Raw genomic sequence first — 18,057 nt, 5'->3', positions numbered from 1 at the left:
ACGCCGCCGCTGCGAAGAGTGACGACCATGTATAACCTTCCTGATCAACGAGGCCACTTCGGCCCCTACGGCGGCACGTTCGTCGCCGAAACGCTCGTCCATGCTTTGGACGAACTGCGCATCTCCTACGAAAAGTACAGTAAAGACCCCGAGTTCATCGCCGAGTACGAGCGCGAGCTCAAGTACTTCGTCGGCCGTCCGTCGCCGGTTTATCACGCCAAGCGCTGGAGCGAGCTGCTCGGCGGCGCGCAAGTCTTCCTCAAGCGGGAAGACCTCAACCACACGGGCGCGCACAAGGTCAACAACGTGATCGGCCAGGCCCTGCTCGCCAAGCGCATGGGCAAGCCGCGCGTGATCGCCGAAACCGGCGCGGGCCAGCACGGCGTGGCCACCGCCACGATCGCGGCGCGCTTCGGCATGGAGTGCGTCGTCTACATGGGCTCCGAGGACGTGCGCCGGCAAGCGGCCAACGTCTACCGGATGAAGCTGCTCGGCGCGACGGTCGTTCCCGTCGAATCGGGTTCGCGCACGCTCAAGGATGCCTTGAACGAGGCGATGCGCGACTGGGTGACGAACGTCGAAAGCACGTTCTACATCATCGGCACCGTTGCCGGCCCGCACCCGTACCCGATGATGGTGCGCGATTTCCAGCGCGTGATCGGCGACGAATGCCGCGTGCAGATGCCCGAGCTCATCGGGCGTCAGCCGGACATGGTGATCGCCTGCATCGGCGGCGGCTCCAATGCCATGGGCATCTTCTATCCGTACATCGAAGATACGGCCGTCAAGCTTGTCGGTGTCGAGGCTGCTGGCGACGGGATCGAGACGGGGCGCCACGCGGCGTCGCTGACGGGCGGCACCCCCGGCGTGCTGCACGGCAATCGCACCTACCTGCTGCAGGACGAGAACGGTCAGATCATCGAGACGCATTCGATTTCGGCGGGTTTGGACTACCCCGGTGTCGGCCCCGAACACGCTTGGCTGAAGGACAGCGGCCGAGCGCAGTACGTCGCCATCACCGACGAAGAAGCGCTCAAGGCGTTCCACGATTGCTGCCGGATCGAGGGCATCATCCCCGCGCTCGAGTCGAGCCATGCGCTGGCTTATGCCGCGAAGATCGCGCCCACGCTGTCGCGCGACACGCACTTGCTCGTGAATTTGTCGGGCCGCGGCGATAAGGATATGCACACGGTCGCCGAACGTTCGGGCCTCGTGCTCTGAGCTCCGAGCGTTAATCGGCAATGCGCGATCTCATCGACGAATTCGACGCGCCGCAGCCGGCGGCAGCGGGCGGTGCGCTCGGCGGCACGACGAATGTGCCGCCGAGCGCACCGCGGCTGCCGATCGACTTGCACAACCGCGATTTTCTGGCGGATGCGCAAGCGCTGCCCGACGGCTCGATCGACCTGATCGTCTCCGATCCGCCGTATGGGCTCGGCAAGGATTACGGCAACGATTCCGACATGCTTTCGGGCGAGGACTTTCTCGCCTGGACGCGTCGCTGGCTCGAGTTGGCCGTCCCGAAGCTGAAGGCGAGCGGTTCGCTTTACGTCTTCTGCACCTGGCAGTACGCGCCGGAAATCTTCTCGTTCTTGAAGACGAAGCTCACGATGGTCAACGAGATCATCTGGGACCGGCGTGTGCCCAGCATGGGCGGCACGACGCGCCGTTTTACCTCCGTGCACGACAACATCGGGTTTTTCGCGGTATCGAAGGACTATTACTTCGATCTCGATCCGGTGCGGATTCCGTACGACGCGGCGACGAAGAAGGCGCGTTCGCGCAAGCTCTTCGAAGGCAGCAAGTGGCTCGAAGTCGGCTACAACCCGAAGGACGTCTGGTCGGTTTCGCGGCTGCATCGCCAGCACGCCGAGCGTGTCGATCATCCGACGCAAAAGCCGTTGGAGATCGTCGAGCGGATGGTGCTGTCGAGCTGCCCGCCCGGCGGCCGCGTTCTCGATCCATTCATGGGAAGCGGTACGACGGCGGTCGCTTGCGCACGGCATGGGCGCGCATTCGTCGGCTATGAGATCAATGAAAATTACTGCGCGATCGCGCGCGAACGCGTGGCCGCTTTGAGCGGCGCACCGTCCGACGCGCCCGCCGTCGCCTCCTGAACGAAACGGCGCGGCAAATCGCACTTATCGGTAGAGAAGACATCATGTCCCGTATCGAACAGAAGTTCGCGGCACTGACCGCACAAAACAAGAAAGGCTTGATCCCGTTCATCACGGCCGGCTATCCCGACCCGGCGCGCACCGTGGAGTTCATGCACGCGCTCGTGGCCGGCGGCGCCGACGTCATCGAGCTCGGCGTACCGTTCTCGGATCCGATGGCCGACGGCCCCGTCATCCAGCGATCGTCCGAGCGCGCGCTTGAAAAGGGCGTGACGCTGAAGCAGGTGCTCGCCGACGTGAAGCGGTTTCGCGAGCAAGATGCCAAGACGCCGGTCGTCCTGATGGGCTATGCCAATCCGATCGAACGGATGGGCGTCGACGCATTCGCGGCGGCGGCAGCCGAAGCGGGCGTAGACGGCGTGCTGACCGTCGACTATCCGCCCGAGGAATCGGCCGAGTTTGCCGAGCGCATGCGCGCGGCGAACATCGATCCGATCTTCTTGCTCGCACCTACATCCACCGACGAACGGATCGCGGCCGTCGGCAAAGTGGCGAGCGGCTACGTCTACTATGTGTCGCTCAAAGGGGTGACCGGTGCGGCAAATCTGGACGTTTCCAGCATCGCGAGTAAAATCCCGGCCATCAAGTCGCAGGTGCGGTTGCCTGTTGGGGTCGGATTCGGTATTCGGGACGCCTCGACGGCACGTGCGGTGGCGGACGTCGCCGATGCCGTCGTGATCGGTAGCCGCCTGGTTCAGTTGCTCGAAGAAGTGCCGTCGCAGACTGCCGCCGCGGCGCTGACGAGCTTCGTCGCCGAGATTCGCCAGGCGCTCGACGCCGCCTGACGCGGGGGCGCACCCGTACGCATCGGCTCCGGCCGGATGCGCCGAGTGCGCGGCTCTCTCGCCGGCGGGCGGCTTGTATCGGTGCCGGACGGCGAGAGGCCTAAGCGCCACAAGCGCAAGAAACAACACATTTGAAGGAAAAACGATGAGCTGGCTCGACAAACTGCTGCCGCCTAAGATCAAACAGACCGATCCGAAGAGCCGCAAGGGCATCCCCGAGGGGCTTTGGGTCAAGTGTCCGGCTTGCGAGGCGGTGCTGTACCGCAACGACGTCGAGGCGAATCTGCACGTTTGTCCGAAATGCAGCCATCACATGCGCATCGGCGCCCGCGCCCGTCTGGACGCGCTGCTCGATGCCGAAGGCCGCTACGAGATCGGCCAGGAAATCGTTCCGGTCGACGCCCTGAAGTTCAAGGACAGCCGCAAGTACCCCGATCGCATCAAGGATGCGATGGACGATACGGGCGAAACCGACGCGATGGTCGTGATGGGCGGCGCGATTCACACGCTGCCCGTCGTCGTCTCCTGCTTCGAATTCGCCTTCATGGGCGGCTCGATGGGGTCGGTCGTCGGCGAGCGCTTCGCGCGCGGCGCGCAAAATGCGCTCGAGCAGCAGGTGCCTTTCATTTGCTTCACGTCATCGGGCGGCGCGCGGATGCAGGAGAGCTTGCTCTCGCTGATGCAAATGGCAAAGACGACGGCGATGCTGACCAAGCTGGCCGACGCCAAGCTGCCGTTCATCTCCGTGCTGACCGACCCGACGATGGGCGGCGTATCGGCAAGCTTCGCGTTCCTCGGCGATGTGGTCATTGCCGAGCCGAAGGCGCTGATCGGCTTCGCCGGCCCGCGCGTGATCGAGCAGACCGTGCGCGAGAAGCTGCCGGAAGGCTTCCAGCGCGCCGAGTTCCTGATGCAAAAGGGCGCGATCGACATGATCGTCGATCGCCGTAAGCTGCGCGAGGAATTGGCGCGGCTCATCGCGTTGCTCTCGCGCCAGCCCGCGGACGCCGTCGCCTAACTGATAAACGCTGCAGCACCAAAGCGGGACGGCCCGCGGCTTCGGATGACTACTTTTTCCTCTCTCGCCGCCTGGCTCGAGCATCTCGAGTCGGCGCATCCGGTCGGCATCGACATGGGCCTCACGCGCATCGGCAAGGTGAAGGATGCGCTCGGGCTGAAGCTCGACTGCCCCGTCATCACCGTGGGCGGCACGAACGGCAAGGGCTCGACCTGCGCGATGCTCGAGGCGATCCTGCGTGCCGGCGGCTATCGCGTCGGCTGCCATACGTCGCCGCATTTGCTCGAATTCAACGAGCGCGCACGCATCGACGGCCGTAATGCAACCGACGAAGAACTACTGCCGCATTTCGAGGCGGTCGAGGCGGCGCGCACGCGCTTTGCCGAGCCCGTCTCGCTCACGTACTTCGAATTCACGACGCTGGCGATTCTTCACCTGTACGCCTCGCTCCCGCTCGATGCGGTGATCCTCGAAGTCGGACTCGGCGGGCGGCTCGATGCCGTCAACATCATCGACGCCGACTGCGCGATCGTGACGAGCATCGACATCGATCACACCGAATATCTGGGTGACACGCGAGAGAAGATCGCCTTCGAGAAGGCCGGCATCTTCCGTCCGGGACGGCCGGCGATCTGCGCCGACCCGGCGCCGCCGCAAACGCTGATCGATCACGCGAATGCGATCGGCGCGCAGCTGTGGCTGTTCGGGCGCGATTTCCGATACGAAGGGCAGGCGGGCAGCGAGCGGCAGCAGTGGAGCTACGTGGGCCCCACGCTGCGGCGCTCCGCTCTTGCTTATCCGGCGCTGCGCGGCGCGAATCAGCTCATCAATACGTCGGCGGCGCTCGCGGCGCTCGAGGCGTTGCGCGATCGGCTGCCCGTTTCCGCGCAAGATCTGCGGCTCGGCCTGGCCAACGTCGAGTTGCCCGGGCGCTTCCAGGTGCTGCCGGGGCGGCCGTCGGTCGTGCTCGACGTCGGTCATAATCCGCACGCGGCGGCCGTGCTTGCCCAAAATTTGGGGAGCATGGGTTTCTTCCGCTACACGTACGCCGTGTTCGGCGCGATGCACGACAAGGACATCGCGGGCGTCGTCAAGCATTTGAAAGACGAGATCGATCATTGGTGCGTGACCGATTTGCCGCTTGGCCGAGCCGCGCGTGCCGAGGATCTGGAAAAGATCTTGCGGGAGGTGGGCGTGGAAGAAGGGCCGGACAGCAGCATCGAATGTTTCAAAACGCCTGCGGAAGCGTTTCAAGACGCACTGAGCCGGGCGACAGAGGATGATAGAATCGCGGTTTTCGGCAGTTTCTATACGGTGGCCGGTGTGATGGTCTACCGTAAGTCTCGGCAACATTGACAGATGCGTGCCAGACGGATGGCCGCCCCCTCGAACTCGGCGATTCATGGGATTTTTTTCGTTCGGCAAGAAAGACGACGCACCGCGCCGGCGGGGTGCCGCCACAAAATCCGCGCGTAGCGGGGGGGCATTCGATACGCGCGAGCCGCGGCGCAACCGTCGCAGCGAGCGTGCCGGCGATGCCGACGCGATGCTGCTCGACCCCACGCTGCCCGAAAAGCAGCGCGCCCGCCGGCGGCTCGTCGGCGCGGTCGCGCTCGTGGTGGCGGCGGTCGTGGTCCTGCCGATGGTGCTCGATTCGCATCCGAAGCCCGTTACCGACGACATCGCCATCGATATCCCGAATCGCCCCGCGGCGGCGGCGCCGAGTGCGCGGGACGATAACGATGCCGACAGCCAAGCCGGTGTGGCGCCCGACACGAGCGATGCCGGCGCCTCGGGCAACGCGGTAGCGGGTATCGCTTCCGCGCCCGCTCCGGCGGCAGCCCAAGGCAAGGCGGCGCAGCAGTCCGCAGCGAATGCAGCGGCTCCCGCTGCGCAAACCCAATCCAAGCAAGCAGACTCTGCTAAATCGGCGCCGGCCAAGCAGGCGCCATCGGCGCACTCGAGCAAAGCGGCGGCCTTGCCGTCGCCGAGCCCGGCCGTTGCCGATTCGGGTACACCGGCTGCGCCGGCCGGCGCACGGTTTGCTGTGCAACTCGGCGTGTTCGGCGACGACGCCAGTGCTCGCGCGTGGGAAACGAAACTCAAGGCCGCGGGCGTGCCCGCCTACATCGAGCACCGCAAGCAAGCGGACGGCAAGACGCGTACGCTGTTGCGAGCGGGTCCGTTCGCCGATCGGGCGGCCGCGTCGGCCGCGATCGCGAAAGTACGCGACGCCGGTTTGACGGCGAGCGCGGCGCAGTGACGGCTCGATGCTGACCGCATTCGATTACGCGGCGCTGGCCGTCATCGGTTTGTCGGCGCTGCGCGGCGCGTGGCGCGGTTTGTTGTCTGAAATATTCGGGTTGATCGGTTGGGTGGTGGCTTTTTTTGTGGCTTGCCGCTACGTCCAGCTCCTGGTGCCCTATATTCCAAGCGACTGGCCCGGCGGCTCGCTGACGCAATGGCTCTTGGCATTCGCGGCGATCATGATCGGCGTCGTGCTCGTGGCGAGCGTGGCCAATGCGCTGATCGCGCGGCTCGTGGCCGTGACCGGCTTGGGCGGCGTGGATCGCTCGCTCGGCCTGCTGTTCGGCATCGTGCGCGGTGCGGTGTTCGTGCTGCTGCTCGTGGCGCTGGCTGGGCTGACCGAGCTGCCGAAGCAAGAATTTTGGCGCAATGCGCTGCTGCGGCCTTACGCCGAGCAAGGCGTGCGCGAGTTGAAGCCCCTGCTGCCTCCGGCACTCGCGGCGTACATTCGCGTGTGAGGCGCTAGTGCCGGCCACGCGGCCGGCGCCCATGTTTTCGTATTTTTGAAGGACCCTGCCATGTGCGGCATCGTAGGCGTAGTCTCCCATTCCCCGGTCAATCAGCTGATCTACGACAGCCTCCTGCTGTTGCAGCATCGCGGCCAGGACGCAGCCGGCATCGCGACAGCGAACGGCAGCACGTTCCACATGTACAAGGCCAACGGCATGGTGCGCGACGTGTTCCGCACGCGCAACATGCGCAGCCTGCCCGGCACGGCCGGCATCGGCCAAGTGCGTTATCCGACGGCCGGCTCGGCATCGAGCGAAGAGGAAGCGCAGCCGTTCTACGTGAACGCGCCGTTCGGCATCATCCTCGCGCATAACGGCAATCTCACGAACTGGCAGCAGCTGAAAGACGAGATGTTCCGCATCGATCGTCGCCACGTGAACACGAACTCGGATACCGAGGTGCTGCTCAACGTGCTGGCGCACGAGATGCAGTTGGCCAGCTCGGGGCTGCAGCTCGAACCCGCCACGGTGTTCAAGGCCGTGGCCGGCGTGCATCGCCGCGTGCGCGGTTCGTACGCGATCGTTTCGCTGATCGCCGGCTACGGCCTGCTCGCGTTCCGCGATCCGTTCGGCATCCGTCCCCTTTGCATCGGCAAGCACGAGACGGAGCAAGGCGTGGAATGGATCGTGGCGTCGGAATCGGTGGCCGTCGAAGGCATCGGCTTCGATTTCGTTCGCGATGTGGCACCGGGCGAAGCGATCTTCATCGACAACGAAGGCAACCTGCACAGCCAACAGTGCTCGGACAAGCCCAGCCTGAATCCCTGCATCTTCGAATACGTTTATCTCGCGCGTCCCGACTCGGTGCTCGACGGCGTGTCCGTCTACAACGTGCGCCTGCGCATGGGCGATTATCTGGCCGAGAAGATCAAGCGCGTGCTGCCTGACGTGCCGATCGACGTCGTCATGCCGATTCCCGATTCGTCGCGTCCGGCGGCGATGCAGGTGGCGGCCAAGCTTGGCGTCGAATACCGCGAAGGGTTCTTCAAGAACCGCTATGTGGGCCGCACGTTCATCATGCCGGGCCAGGCGGTGCGCAAGAAGTCGGTGCGTCAGAAGCTGAACGCGATGACGATCGAGTTCAAGGACAAGAACGTGCTGATCGTCGACGATTCGATCGTGCGTGGCACGACGTCGCACGAGATCGTGCAGATGGCGCGCGATGCGGGTGCCAAGCGCGTCATCTTCGCCTCGGCGGCGCCGCCCGTGAAGTACCCGAACGTGTACGGCATCGATATGCCGACGCGCAGCGAGCTCGTTGCCCACGGCCGTACGGACGAGGATGTCGCCAAGATCATCGGCGCCGATCATCTCGTCTATCAGGACGTCGACGCACTGAAGCAAGCCGTCAGCGACATCAATCCGGCGCTGACGAACTTCGAGGCCTCGTGCTTCGACGGCAACTACATCACGGGCGATATCACGTCTCAGTATCTCGACGCGATCGAACTCGCGCGGCTGTCGCCGCAATCGCAGCTGGAGCGCGATTCGGCGGGCGATGCCGTGGACGGGAGCGTGACGCGTTCGCAGTTGCATTTGCAGCTGTCGGTGGAGTAGGCCACGCGTTGTCACGGGGGCGCGTAATCGGCCCCGCATAGGAAGCCCGCTTTTGCTGACGCGAAGCGGGCTTTTTGCTGGGTGCCGTATTTGCAGCGGTCAGTAAGCTTCCGCCCTCAATGCATCCGCATTGCGCGCCACTGTCCCGGTGCGACCCCGAAGCGTCGGGTGAATGCATGGGTGAACGCGCTTTGATCGGCAAAGCCGACCGTCAGCGCCACGTCGATCAGCGTAGGGCGCGGATCGCACAGCAGCGTCAGCGCCGTATCGAGCCGCAGCCGCTGTAGATAGCGATGCGGGGTGGTCCCGAACGCCTCGTCGAATAGCTGATGGAATCGGCGCTCGCCGAAGCCGCAGTGTGCGGCAAGATCGGTAACGCGCAGCGGCTCGGATAGATGCGCGCGCAACCATTTGTCGATGCGTGCATAGTCGAGCCCCGACGCCGGCACCTCGACGCCGATGCTGTCTCCGATCAAGACGGCCAAGCGTGCCGCCGTATCCCACGCCAAGCGGCGCGCCAACAGGACCGCCCTTGCTTCATGCCCGGGAGCGTCCCGTTCACCGGCGATGCAGCGATCGGCACCCGATGCCGCATCGATGCGCGCGGCGAGCAACGCGGCTTCATGAACGACGCCTGTAAGCCCTTCGTTCATGGTCAACGGCACCGCCCGCGAGAAAATCCGCTCAGGCAATGCCAGCGAGGCGCACGGCACGTCGAGCACGAGTTGCCGGTTTTCGCCGATGCCCACATATTCGTGAAGCTCCCCGGCCGGAATCAGCCAAGCGCGCCGCGCGTCGATACGATGGCCGACCCCATCGACGGCCATCTCCATCGCTCCGTCTAGGCCAAGCACGATCTGATGGAACGTGTGCACGTCGCACGCACTGATAGCGCCGAAGCGGCGCAGCGACAAGGCCGGCGCGTCGATCGTGTGCTTGTGCTCGTGCTCGTGCATCTTTACGCTCGATGAGTCTCGGCTTCGTTGGGCCTTCGCTTAGGCTTCGAGCAGTTCGACTTCGAAGACGAGCGTCGCATTCGGCGGAATCACGCCGCCCGCGCCGCGCACGCCATAGCCGAGTTGCGGCGGAATCGTCAGACGTCGCACACCGCCCACCTTCATGCCTTGCACGCCTTCGTCCCAACCCTTGATGACCATGCCGCCGCCAAGCACGAACGCGAACGGATCGTTGCGGTCCTTGCTCGAATCGAACTTCTGGCCGTCGGTGAGCCAGCCCGTGTAATGAACGGTAACCGTACGGCCCGCCGCGGCTTGCTCGCCCGTACCTTCAGTCAAATCCTCGTACTTCAACCCCGATTCCGTGGTCACGACGGTCATGATTTTCACGCTCCGATTTCAGAAGAAACCACCATTGTAGGCGCTGCGCCCGCCGGGGTGCCTATAATGTCCGTCTACTCAACACGCCTACGGCGGCACCCGGCCGTTCCGACGTTGCGAGCGGCACGTGCAATTTGCATATTGCCCACTCGCGCGGCGTCGTGGCCGGATACCAGCCGACTTTTCAAGAGGCCGATCGTGTCGACGTTTCCCAACGCCGCTGCAACATCCGACGAACGTCTCGCTCATCTGCGGGCGGAGGTCGCACTCTTCATGCGAGACCATGTCCTGTCCCTCGTATCGCACGACCTGCGCAGCCCGCTGAATGCGATCCATAGCTGGGCGTACGTGCTCGAGCGCAAGCTCGATGCCGCCGATGCTTCGTCTCAGCGCGCATTGGCCGGCATTCGTTCGGGCGTCGAACAGCAAGTGAAGCTGCTCGAAGAGGCGGTCGACAAGACGCGCGCCGAAACCAAATCGCTGCCGCTCGCGCGCGAGGCGTTTCCCGTTCGCGCCGCCATCGAGCGCGCGCTTGACGATGCGCGCCGTGCCATCACCGAGGCGCGCGGCACAAAGGTGGAGGTCGATTCGGCACTCGACGCCGAGCGGTGCGACGGCGATCGCGAGCGTCTCGCGCAAGCGTTCTGGACGATGCTCGTCTTCGCCGCGGAAGCCACCATGCCCGGTGCGACGATCTCGCTCGCGACGGCCTTGGATGCCGGGTTCTGGCGTATCGAGGTTGCCTTCACGCCGAGTTTCGCCGTGTTGGCCGACGCGGAACTTCCCCACGCGCTCGAGCCGTTTGCGCGTACGCAGGCCATGCTGCCGCGCGAGGCAGGGCGTATCGCCTGGGTGCTGGCGATCGCGCAGCGAGTCGCTGCCGCTCACGGCGGCACCTTCGAGCAAGGCGCCACGAACGACGGCGAACCGACGACGCTCGTGCTGCGCATTCCCCTTTCCGCCCAGTAACCAGTCGCTCGCCGGTACCGGTTCGGCGCCGGTTGCCATAGCCGCAAGAAGCGGCAACCAACCGCAAGCAGGCGAAAGCCACCGAAAGCCATCACAAGAAGCCGCAACCGCAGGAGCGGTTTCCGTCGCTGCCGCGGCAATGTAACCCAACGCAGGCTACCCGTGCGGCACGCCTTCTTCCACCAAAAGCGCCACCGGCAGCGCGCTCAACGCGTCGCGCAGATAGAGCCTGCCCGCGCCGTCGGCTTTGGGCGCGGCGGGACTCATGCAGTCGAACAGCGCCCGCCCGGCCAGTGGGGGCGGCAATGTGATCGACGTCTCTCCCCAGGCGGCCGGATCCACGAGTGGGACATCGCCCGATTCCGATATCAACGACGACGCGAGCCGTGTCGCGATGACGATCGCATAAGCGTCGCCATGCTGCCGTGCGAACGCAACCGCGTGGCGCGCGCGAGGGCCGGTTACCGTCAGCGGAAGATACGAGCCTTCGAGAACGAGTGCGGGAGAGACCGCGCGCAACGTCAGCGCGCGATGCACGACGCCGAGCTTGACGCGGCCGTCGCGCCAGTTCCGCAGTTGCTCGCTCGGCGGCGTATCGACGAGGCATGCGCGTCGCGCATCGAAATCCACCGGCCGGCGGTTGTCGGGATCGACGAGGCTGAAATCCCATAGCTCGGTGCCCTGGTACAAATCGGGCACGCCGGGGCAGGTCATGCGCAGCAGCGTTTGCGACAAGCTATTGATCGCGCCGGCGCGCTCGATGCGCGCCACGAACGACGAAAGCTCGCGCAGAAAGCCGTCGCGCCGCTGCGGTGCCAAGATGTCGAACAGAAACGCGCGCGACGCCGCTTCGTACGCTTCGTCGTGAGCATGCCAGCTCGTCTGCTGCTTGGCTTCGCGCGATGCCTTCAACTGCCACTGCGCGATGCGCTCGGCAAACGCCTGGATACCCTTGGCATCGGTGTGTTCGAGCCCGTACGGCCAAGCACCGACGAGTGTTTGATAAAGCATGGCCTCCGCGGCCGGGCCCGGTGCCCAATTCGGCGTTGGGCCCGGCAACGGGGTGCATGCCATCGAGAGCCCCGCCTGCGATGCGGCCGCCGCTCGTCCGGCCATGGATGCACCGGTAGTCGACATGGAGACGGCGTCGATCGATGAACCCATCTCGCTCGTGGCTAGGACCTCAGCCCGATCGGCAGCCGTTTCGTCGATACCGGGGGCCGAGCCGAACGCGCGGCGATGCGGTGCGTTCAGCGTCGACCAAGCACGTAGCGTGGCCGTCCAGTCATCGGCGATTTCGCTCAGGACGGCGAGCCGGGCTCGCACGTCCTCGCCGCGCTTGTGATCGTGCGTGGCCGTCGCGATCAGCGCATAGGGAAAGCGCCGCGCGCGCTCGAGATTGGCTGCGTGAAAGGCATCGACGTCGAGTGCGAATTCTCCCGGATCGGCGCCGACTTCGTTGCGCGACAGTAAGCGGCCGTAGCGGTAAAAGGCGGTATCTTCGAGCGCCTTCGCCGCCAAGGGCGCGGTGACCTGCGCAAACAGCGTCGCCGCCGTGCGCCGTTCCCGATTCGGCAATGCGCTCGCGGCCGAGCGCGGTTCGCCGTCGCGGCCGTCGCCCCCGAGCGACGCCGCCACATAGGCGAGCACCGCATGGTCGCCGCGTGCCGTCGAGCGGCGCGCGCCTTCGAGCGCTTGGCGGAAATACGCGTCGTCGGGGGCCGTGCGCGAGCCGTTGTGCGGGTACATCCGGTAGACGGGAAAGTAGACGGCCAATTCGGCGAGCACGCGGCGAATCGCCGTGAACGTGAAATCGCGGGTAGCGGATTGCTCTCTCGCGATTCGATGAATGCCGCGCGCGGCGCGGTCGAGTTCGCTCGATAAGTTCTCCGCGAGGATCTTGCGCCGCGCCTCGAAAGCGAGTTCCGCGTACGTTCGCGCCGATCCCGAAAGCTCGCTCCACGTCGCCGTCAGCGGTGCTTCCCCTTGCGGATCGTGCAGCAAGGCGCTCACGTCGTTCATGAAGTCGTAGCCTGTCGTGCCGTCGACACCCCAATCGTTCGGCAACGCCTCGCCGCGAGCGAGGATTTTTTCGACGACGACATACGCGCGCGAACCGTCGAGTTGCGGCGGCCGCTCGGACTCGCGCTCGCCGAGTTTTTCGCGCAATCGTTGGCAATACTCGCGCGGGTCGACGAGTCCGTCGACATGGTCGACGCGCAGGCCATCGATGACGCCCTGCGCGAACAGACGCAAGGCGAGCGCGTGCACGGCATCGAATACTTCCGCGCGCTCCGTGCGCACGGCAGCGAGCGTGCCGATGTCGAAGAAGCGCCGCCAGTTGATTTCGTCGGCCGCCGTGCGCCACCACGCGAGGCGAAAGAACTGCCGCTCGAGCAGGCGATGCAAGCGCTCGCGCGAGGCCGTGGCGTTGGACGAATACCCGGCCAGCGCAGCATCGAACGGCTTCGCGCCGTGCGTCGACGCGAACGCGCGCAGCGCTTCTTGCGCGGCGCGCGCGCGAGGGTGCTGCTCGGGTTGCACGGTCAGCCCTTCGAAGTGGTCGGCCAGCGCCGTCATCTCGGGGTGTTCGCCGTGCGCCGCGCCGCGCAAGATCATCGGATAGTCGACGGGACAAATCGGAAACCGATGTTCGCCATAGCTCGCAAAGAAGCGGCCCTGCGCGGCGTCGAACGATAGCGCGATGCGGCCCGCCGCGAGTTCTTCGCCGTAGGGCGCACCTAGACAAGGCGCGAGCACTTTGCCGCGCAGCGCCGGGTCGGGCGAATGCCAGTCGACGTCGAAGTAGCGCGCGTGCGCGCCATGCCGGCCCCATTCCAGGATGTCGAGCCACCACGCGTTGTCGCTGCCGGCGATTCCCATGTGATTGGGCACGATGTCGGCGATGAGCCCCATTTGCCGCGCATGCACCGCTTCGGCAAGACGCAGCAATCCCGCCTCGCCACCGAGTTCGGGGTTCACGCACGTGTAGTCGATCGTGTCGTAGCCGTGCAGCGAGCCCGGCATTGCCCGCGTAATCGGCGACAAATAAAGGTGGCTCACGCCGAGTGCGGCGAAGTAGTCGACCCCCGCGATTGCATCGTCGAACGTGAAGCCGCTGTGTAGCTGTAGGCGTAGCGTGGAGCGCGGGACAGTCATGGCGTGCGGGAAGGTTTGGAGGGCGGGCCTTGGCGAGGGCGCGCGACAGGGGCACGCCTGCTCGACACGGCGAGCAGGCGGTCGCTCAAGACACCGCCGTCGAAAAGCGCGTCGACCGGCGCGGTCAGGCGCCGGCGCCAGTTCGGATGCTCGTCGATCGAGCCCGGCAGGTTCGGTTGATCGGGGAGGCCCAGCAGGTCCTCGAGCGGGTAGAGCGCGAGCGGCGCCGGCGTCGATGCGACGAACGCGAGCGCTTCGTCGACGGGCGCGTGGTCTTTCGGCGGCGCACTCACGCCGGGTGCCGCGACACCCGCGTGCTGGAACGTTCGCCACAGCGCATGGCGATCCGCGGCGCGCTCGGCATTGGCCAAGGCGACAGGATCGCGGCCATCCGCGCGCGGGGCCGTTTGGCCGATCCGATCGCGCCAGACGATGTCGTTGCCGCTCCACCAGCCGGCGACGGTCGGCAGGTCGTGGGTGGTCGTCGTCGCCAGTGCGGCGCGGCTGTATTGCGCCGGCGGCTTGAAACTGCCGCCGTCTTCGCTGCGCTCGAACCAAAGCACGCTGATGCCGAGCAGGCCATGGCGCGCGAGGCGCTCGCGAAACCCCTCCGGCACGGTGCCGAGATCTTCGCCGATGACGATCGCGCGATGGCGCATCGATTCGAGCGCGATGAGCCGCAGCAAATCCGACATCGGGTAGCGCAGATAGGCGCCGTCGGCGGCGCTCGCGCCCTCGGGCACCAGCCACAGCCGTTGCAGGCCGAGCACGTGGTCGATCCGCAGGCCGCCGCCGTGAGCGAACGAGGCGCGCAGCATGTCGATGAACGCGCCGAAGCCTTGCATGCGCATGGCGCGCGGCGAGAACGTCGTCAGCCCCCAAGCTTGACCCGCTTGATTGAACAAGTCGGGCGGCGCGCCGACGGAGACCGAGCGGAGCATATCGTCGGGATACGACCACGCGTGGCTGCCGGCGCCGTCGCAGCCGACCGCGAGATCGGCGACGAGCCCGATCGCCATTCCCGCGGCGCGCGCGGCGCTCTGGGCATCGGTCATCCCCTTCGCCGCGAGCCACTGCAGGAATAAATGGAAATCGACCTCATGGCGATGCTCGCGCGCGAAGGCCTCGACCTCGGGGCGGCGCGGATCCGTGAGTGCGGCGGGCCAGTCGCGCCAGTGCCCGACGCCCTGGCTCGCGCGCTCGATCGCATCGATCGCTTCGAAGCGGGCATGGTCTTCGAGCGCGCGTCCCCCTTGCGAGCAGAACGTATCGAACTCGCGGGCCAGCGGTGCCGCCGCTGTGCGCTCGTGCGCGCAAAAACGCTCATAGAGCGCGCGCAGCACCGCGAGCCGAAGCCCGAGGGCGTCCGGCCAATCGATGAGCGGCAGTGCTTCCAGCGCAGCCCAGCGTTCTCGCGGCGAACCTGTACCGGTCGTCGCCACCGCGTCGAGCGCGGCTTCGACGGCCTGCATGCCGAGCACGGCCGACGGGTCGATATGCGCGACGTTCAAGAACAGCCGGGATGACGGCGCATACGGGCTGAACTTGCGCGGATCGGCGCTGAACATGGCATGCGTGGGACTGATCGCGACGGCGTCGGCGCCCGCCTGCGCGCTGTGCCGCGCGAACGACGCGAGTGCGGTGAAGTCGCCGATGCCGCCGTCGCCGGCACGGCGCAGTCCGTAGAGTTGCGCGCCGATGCCCCAGATCGAGGCGGCGCGCGGGGCGTCGGCATTGCTGCGCCGCGTGGGCTTGCCGTCCGCGCTAGCGCGCGGGGCGAGACACGCATCGTCGACGGTGTAGCAGCGCGGCGGCGCGACCGCCAGGCACACGCGCCGCTCGCCGATTTCCAACATGTGATAGCCGGGCTCCGCGACGGGGGCGAGCAGGGCCGATTCGCCCTTCGGCACGCCCAAGCGCCCTTCGACGATGCCACCGCTTTCGAGCTCGATCCGGTATGCGTCTCCTGCTCGGCAGGCGGCGGCGGGCAGCGCCGTCGCGCGATGGCATTCGGCCGTCACGAGCGGCGGCAGCGTCTGCGCGGCGTGTTCGGCATCGAGCATCGCCAGCGTCTGCTTGGCTTCGTCAGCGGTGCCGCAGGGCAAGCCCAGCGCCGCGAGCAGCGTGGCGAGCGTTTCGGATTTGACGCGATGCGTCCGCTTGTTCGCATCTTCCCAATGCACTTCGAAGCCGGCGCGCGTGGCGATTCGCTCGATCGTCTCCCGGCCGAGCGATGACGATATCGTTCGGGACCCGGTCATGGCGCACTCCCGCCGAGCATAGGCGCGCGAACGTCGTGTTGCAGGGCAAACGCGTTCACGTTGCCCGTCAGCCACGCGATGCAGGCATAGCCGGGCAATTCCCGGGCGTCGGCGCTGTCGCGCGCGCGGCCCGGCGTTTCGAAGATGACCATGCCCTCGGGCCGCTTTTCGAGCGGCAGCGTGTCGGACGTCAAGTTGAGCGCGATCGAGAGCGCTTCACCGTCCGCCAGGCGCCAACGTGCGACGAGCGCGTTGGCGTCATGGCCTACCGCCGTGCGCAACAGCGTGACGTCGAGCGTCCGCGCACCGCGAAGCCGCGGCGCGATCAGCTTCGCGCGCACGGCCAGGGCCGACCGATAGAAGTGCAGCCAGGCCTCGCGCTCGCCGTGCGCCGCGGGTTGAGCTGAGCCGTTGCTATTGCTGCCTCCGCCGCTGCCGTTGCTGTCGGCGTTCCCGTTGGGTTCCTCTTCCGTGGGCGGTGACGATAGCGCGAACGTCTGGACCGCATTGGGATCGGGGATGCGTGCGCGCCGCTCGGGCTCCGTGAAGGCGGAGAACTTCGCGAACTCGCGCCGCCGGCCTTCGCGCACCGCTCGCGCGAGGTCGCCCGAGTAGTCGGTGAAGTAGAGGAACGGCTGCGTGGAGCCGAATTCCTCCTCCATGAACAGCAGCGGGATTTGCGGCGAGAGCAGCAGCAGCGCCGTGGCCGCGAGCAGGGCCTGAGGCGCGCACAGTGTGCGCAAGCGTTCGCCGAATGCGCGATTGCCGATCTGATCGTGATTCTGCAAGAACATCACGAAGGCCGTCGGCGGCAACTGCGCGCTCGGCTCGCCGCGCGGCGCATCGTCGTGAATCGGAGACGGCTCGCCTTGATAGACGAAACCTTCGGCAAGCACGCGCGCGAGTTTGGCGATGGGCCGCTCGGCATAGGCGCGGTAGTAGCCCTCGTGCTCGCCCGTGAGCAGCACGTGGAGCGTGTTGTGCGCATCGTCGTTCCACTGCGCGTCGAAGTGCGTTTGCAGCAGGCTGGCCGTGTTGCGCTCGTTCTCGAGCACGAGATGGACATGTCGTTGCGGCTCGATCGAAGCGTGAACGCGGTCCGAGAGTTCGCGCAGCCAGCCGTCGTTGCCGATCGCATGGACGGCGTCGATGCGCAAACCGTCGAAGCCATACTCGCCCAGCCAGTAGAGCGCGTTCTGAATGAAGAATTCGCGTACTTCGGTACGGCCGAAATCGATGGCGGGGCCCCACGGCGTCTTGACGTCGTCGCGGAAGAACGCCTGGGCGTACTCGTGCAGGTAGTTGCCGTCCGGCCCGAAGTGGTTGTAGACGACGTCCAGCAACACGGCGAGCCCCAGTTCGTGCGCGCGATCGATCAATGCCTTCAGTTCTTCCGGGCGGCCATAGGCCGAATCGGGCGCGAACGGCAGCACGCCGTCATAGCCCCAATTGCGGCGTCCCGAGAAATCGTTGACCGGCATCAGCTCGATGGCGGTCGCGCCTAGTCGGGCTATGTGAGGCAGGCGTCGTGCGACGTTCGCATAGCCGCCGAGCGCGCCGACGTGCAGTTCGTAGACGACCATCTCTTCCCAGGGGCGGCCGAGCCACCCAGGGTGCCGCCATCGATACGAAAGCGGATCGACGACTTCGCTCGGTCCGTGCACATCGTCGGGCTGAAATCGCGACGCGGGATCCGGCACGGCCAAGTCGCCGTCGAGCCGATAGCGATAGCGGGTTCCAGCCCCGCAGTCGGCTTGTGCCTCGAACCAGCCGTCGCCGGCCGGCGTCATCTGCGCGATGCTCGCCTTGCCCGCGTATTCGAATTCGACGCGCACCGCCGCGCGCGACGGCGCCCAAAGCCGAAACCGCGTGCGCGGCGCTTCGCCCGCGGGCGCGCCGATCAGCTCGGCACCGAACGCGAATCGATGCGCGCGGCGGTCGTGCGGGTCGGATCGGTCTTCGGACATGTCAGCGGCTC

The 18,057-nt window shown here is 66.2% G+C and carries 14 protein-coding genes; 9 read left to right on the top strand and 5 right to left on the bottom strand.

From position 1 onward, the window contains the following. Positions 1-27 precede the first annotated feature (27 nt). From trpB to purF, 8 genes are all read left to right on the top strand, one after another. The gene (trpB, locus tag DWV00_RS30450; RefSeq protein WP_115537330.1) at positions 28-1,221 is read left to right on the top strand and encodes a tryptophan synthase subunit beta; all 1,194 of its coding nucleotides are present in this window, start codon (positions 28-30) and stop codon (positions 1,219-1,221) included. 20 nt (positions 1,222-1,241) lie between these two features. Beyond that, positions 1,242-2,117, top strand: coding sequence for a DNA-methyltransferase (locus tag DWV00_RS30445; RefSeq protein WP_115537329.1), 876 nt, complete (start codon positions 1,242-1,244; stop codon positions 2,115-2,117). A gap of 44 nt (positions 2,118-2,161) precedes the next feature. Further along, positions 2,162-2,962 carry a tryptophan synthase subunit alpha gene (gene trpA / locus DWV00_RS30440; protein ID WP_115537328.1) on the top strand — a complete coding sequence of 267 codons (801 nt, stop codon included), beginning with the start codon at positions 2,162-2,164 and terminating at the stop codon, positions 2,960-2,962. Positions 2,963-3,107: 145 nt separating this feature from the next. Beyond that, positions 3,108-3,980: an acetyl-CoA carboxylase, carboxyltransferase subunit beta gene (accD, locus tag DWV00_RS30435; RefSeq protein WP_115537327.1), complete on the top strand. Its 873-nt coding sequence runs from the start codon at positions 3,108-3,110 to the stop codon at positions 3,978-3,980. A 45-nt stretch (positions 3,981-4,025) separates the two neighbouring features. Continuing rightward, on the top strand, positions 4,026-5,336 hold the full coding sequence (gene folC, locus DWV00_RS30430; protein WP_115537326.1) for a bifunctional tetrahydrofolate synthase/dihydrofolate synthase: 1,311 nt from the start codon (positions 4,026-4,028) through the stop codon (positions 5,334-5,336). A 46-nt stretch (positions 5,337-5,382) separates the two neighbouring features. Beyond that, entirely contained in the window at positions 5,383-6,243 is an 861-nt protein-coding gene (locus DWV00_RS30425) for an SPOR domain-containing protein (RefSeq protein ID WP_115537325.1), read from the top strand. A 7-nt stretch (positions 6,244-6,250) separates the two neighbouring features. Beyond that, positions 6,251-6,745, top strand: a complete 495-nt coding sequence (locus tag DWV00_RS30420; protein WP_115537324.1) for a CvpA family protein — start codon at positions 6,251-6,253, stop codon at positions 6,743-6,745. Between the two features lie 60 nt (positions 6,746-6,805). Continuing rightward, positions 6,806-8,353, top strand: coding sequence for an amidophosphoribosyltransferase (purF, locus tag DWV00_RS30415; protein ID WP_115537323.1), 1,548 nt, complete (start codon positions 6,806-6,808; stop codon positions 8,351-8,353). A gap of 116 nt (positions 8,354-8,469) precedes the next feature. Here purF and DWV00_RS30410 read toward each other — a convergent pair whose 3' ends face one another. Together DWV00_RS30410 and DWV00_RS30405 are read right to left on the bottom strand one after the other, a co-directional pair. Continuing rightward, positions 8,470-9,309 carry an AraC family transcriptional regulator gene (locus DWV00_RS30410; protein ID WP_115537322.1) on the bottom strand — a complete coding sequence of 280 codons (840 nt, stop codon included), beginning with the start codon at positions 9,307-9,309 and terminating at the stop codon, positions 8,470-8,472. Positions 9,310-9,348: 39 nt separating this feature from the next. Further along, positions 9,349-9,690 carry an FKBP-type peptidyl-prolyl cis-trans isomerase gene (locus DWV00_RS30405; RefSeq protein ID WP_115537321.1) on the bottom strand — a complete coding sequence of 114 codons (342 nt, stop codon included), beginning with the start codon at positions 9,688-9,690 and terminating at the stop codon, positions 9,349-9,351. 198 nt (positions 9,691-9,888) lie between these two features. Between DWV00_RS30405 and DWV00_RS30400 the strand changes: the two genes are divergently transcribed. After that, positions 9,889-10,659: a sensor histidine kinase gene (locus tag DWV00_RS30400; RefSeq protein WP_425452864.1), complete on the top strand. Its 771-nt coding sequence runs from the start codon at positions 9,889-9,891 to the stop codon at positions 10,657-10,659. A gap of 156 nt (positions 10,660-10,815) precedes the next feature. Here the strand turns inward: DWV00_RS30400 and treY are convergent, their stop codons facing one another. The 3 genes from treY to treZ are packed head-to-tail and all read right to left on the bottom strand — an operon-like array spanning position 10,816 to position 18,046. Beyond that, positions 10,816-13,818, bottom strand: coding sequence for a malto-oligosyltrehalose synthase (gene treY, locus DWV00_RS30395; protein WP_115537320.1), 3,003 nt, complete (start codon positions 13,816-13,818; stop codon positions 10,816-10,818). Then, complete coding sequence (malQ, locus tag DWV00_RS30390) at positions 13,815-16,079, bottom strand: 4-alpha-glucanotransferase (protein WP_115537319.1); 2,265 nt, start codon at positions 16,077-16,079, stop codon at positions 13,815-13,817. The genes treY and malQ overlap by 4 nt, the downstream gene beginning before the upstream one ends. Next, positions 16,076-18,046, bottom strand: a complete 1,971-nt coding sequence (gene treZ / locus DWV00_RS30385) for a malto-oligosyltrehalose trehalohydrolase (protein ID WP_115537318.1) — start codon at positions 18,044-18,046, stop codon at positions 16,076-16,078. The genes malQ and treZ overlap by 4 nt, the downstream gene beginning before the upstream one ends. Between the last annotated feature and the right edge of the window lie 11 nt (positions 18,047-18,057).

The organism is Trinickia dinghuensis, from assembly GCF_003367175.1.
Taxonomy (GTDB): domain Bacteria; phylum Pseudomonadota; class Gammaproteobacteria; order Burkholderiales; family Burkholderiaceae; genus Trinickia; species Trinickia dinghuensis.
Note: the sequence above shows the minus strand (reverse complement) of the source record. Positions and strands in the feature narration are given on the sequence as shown.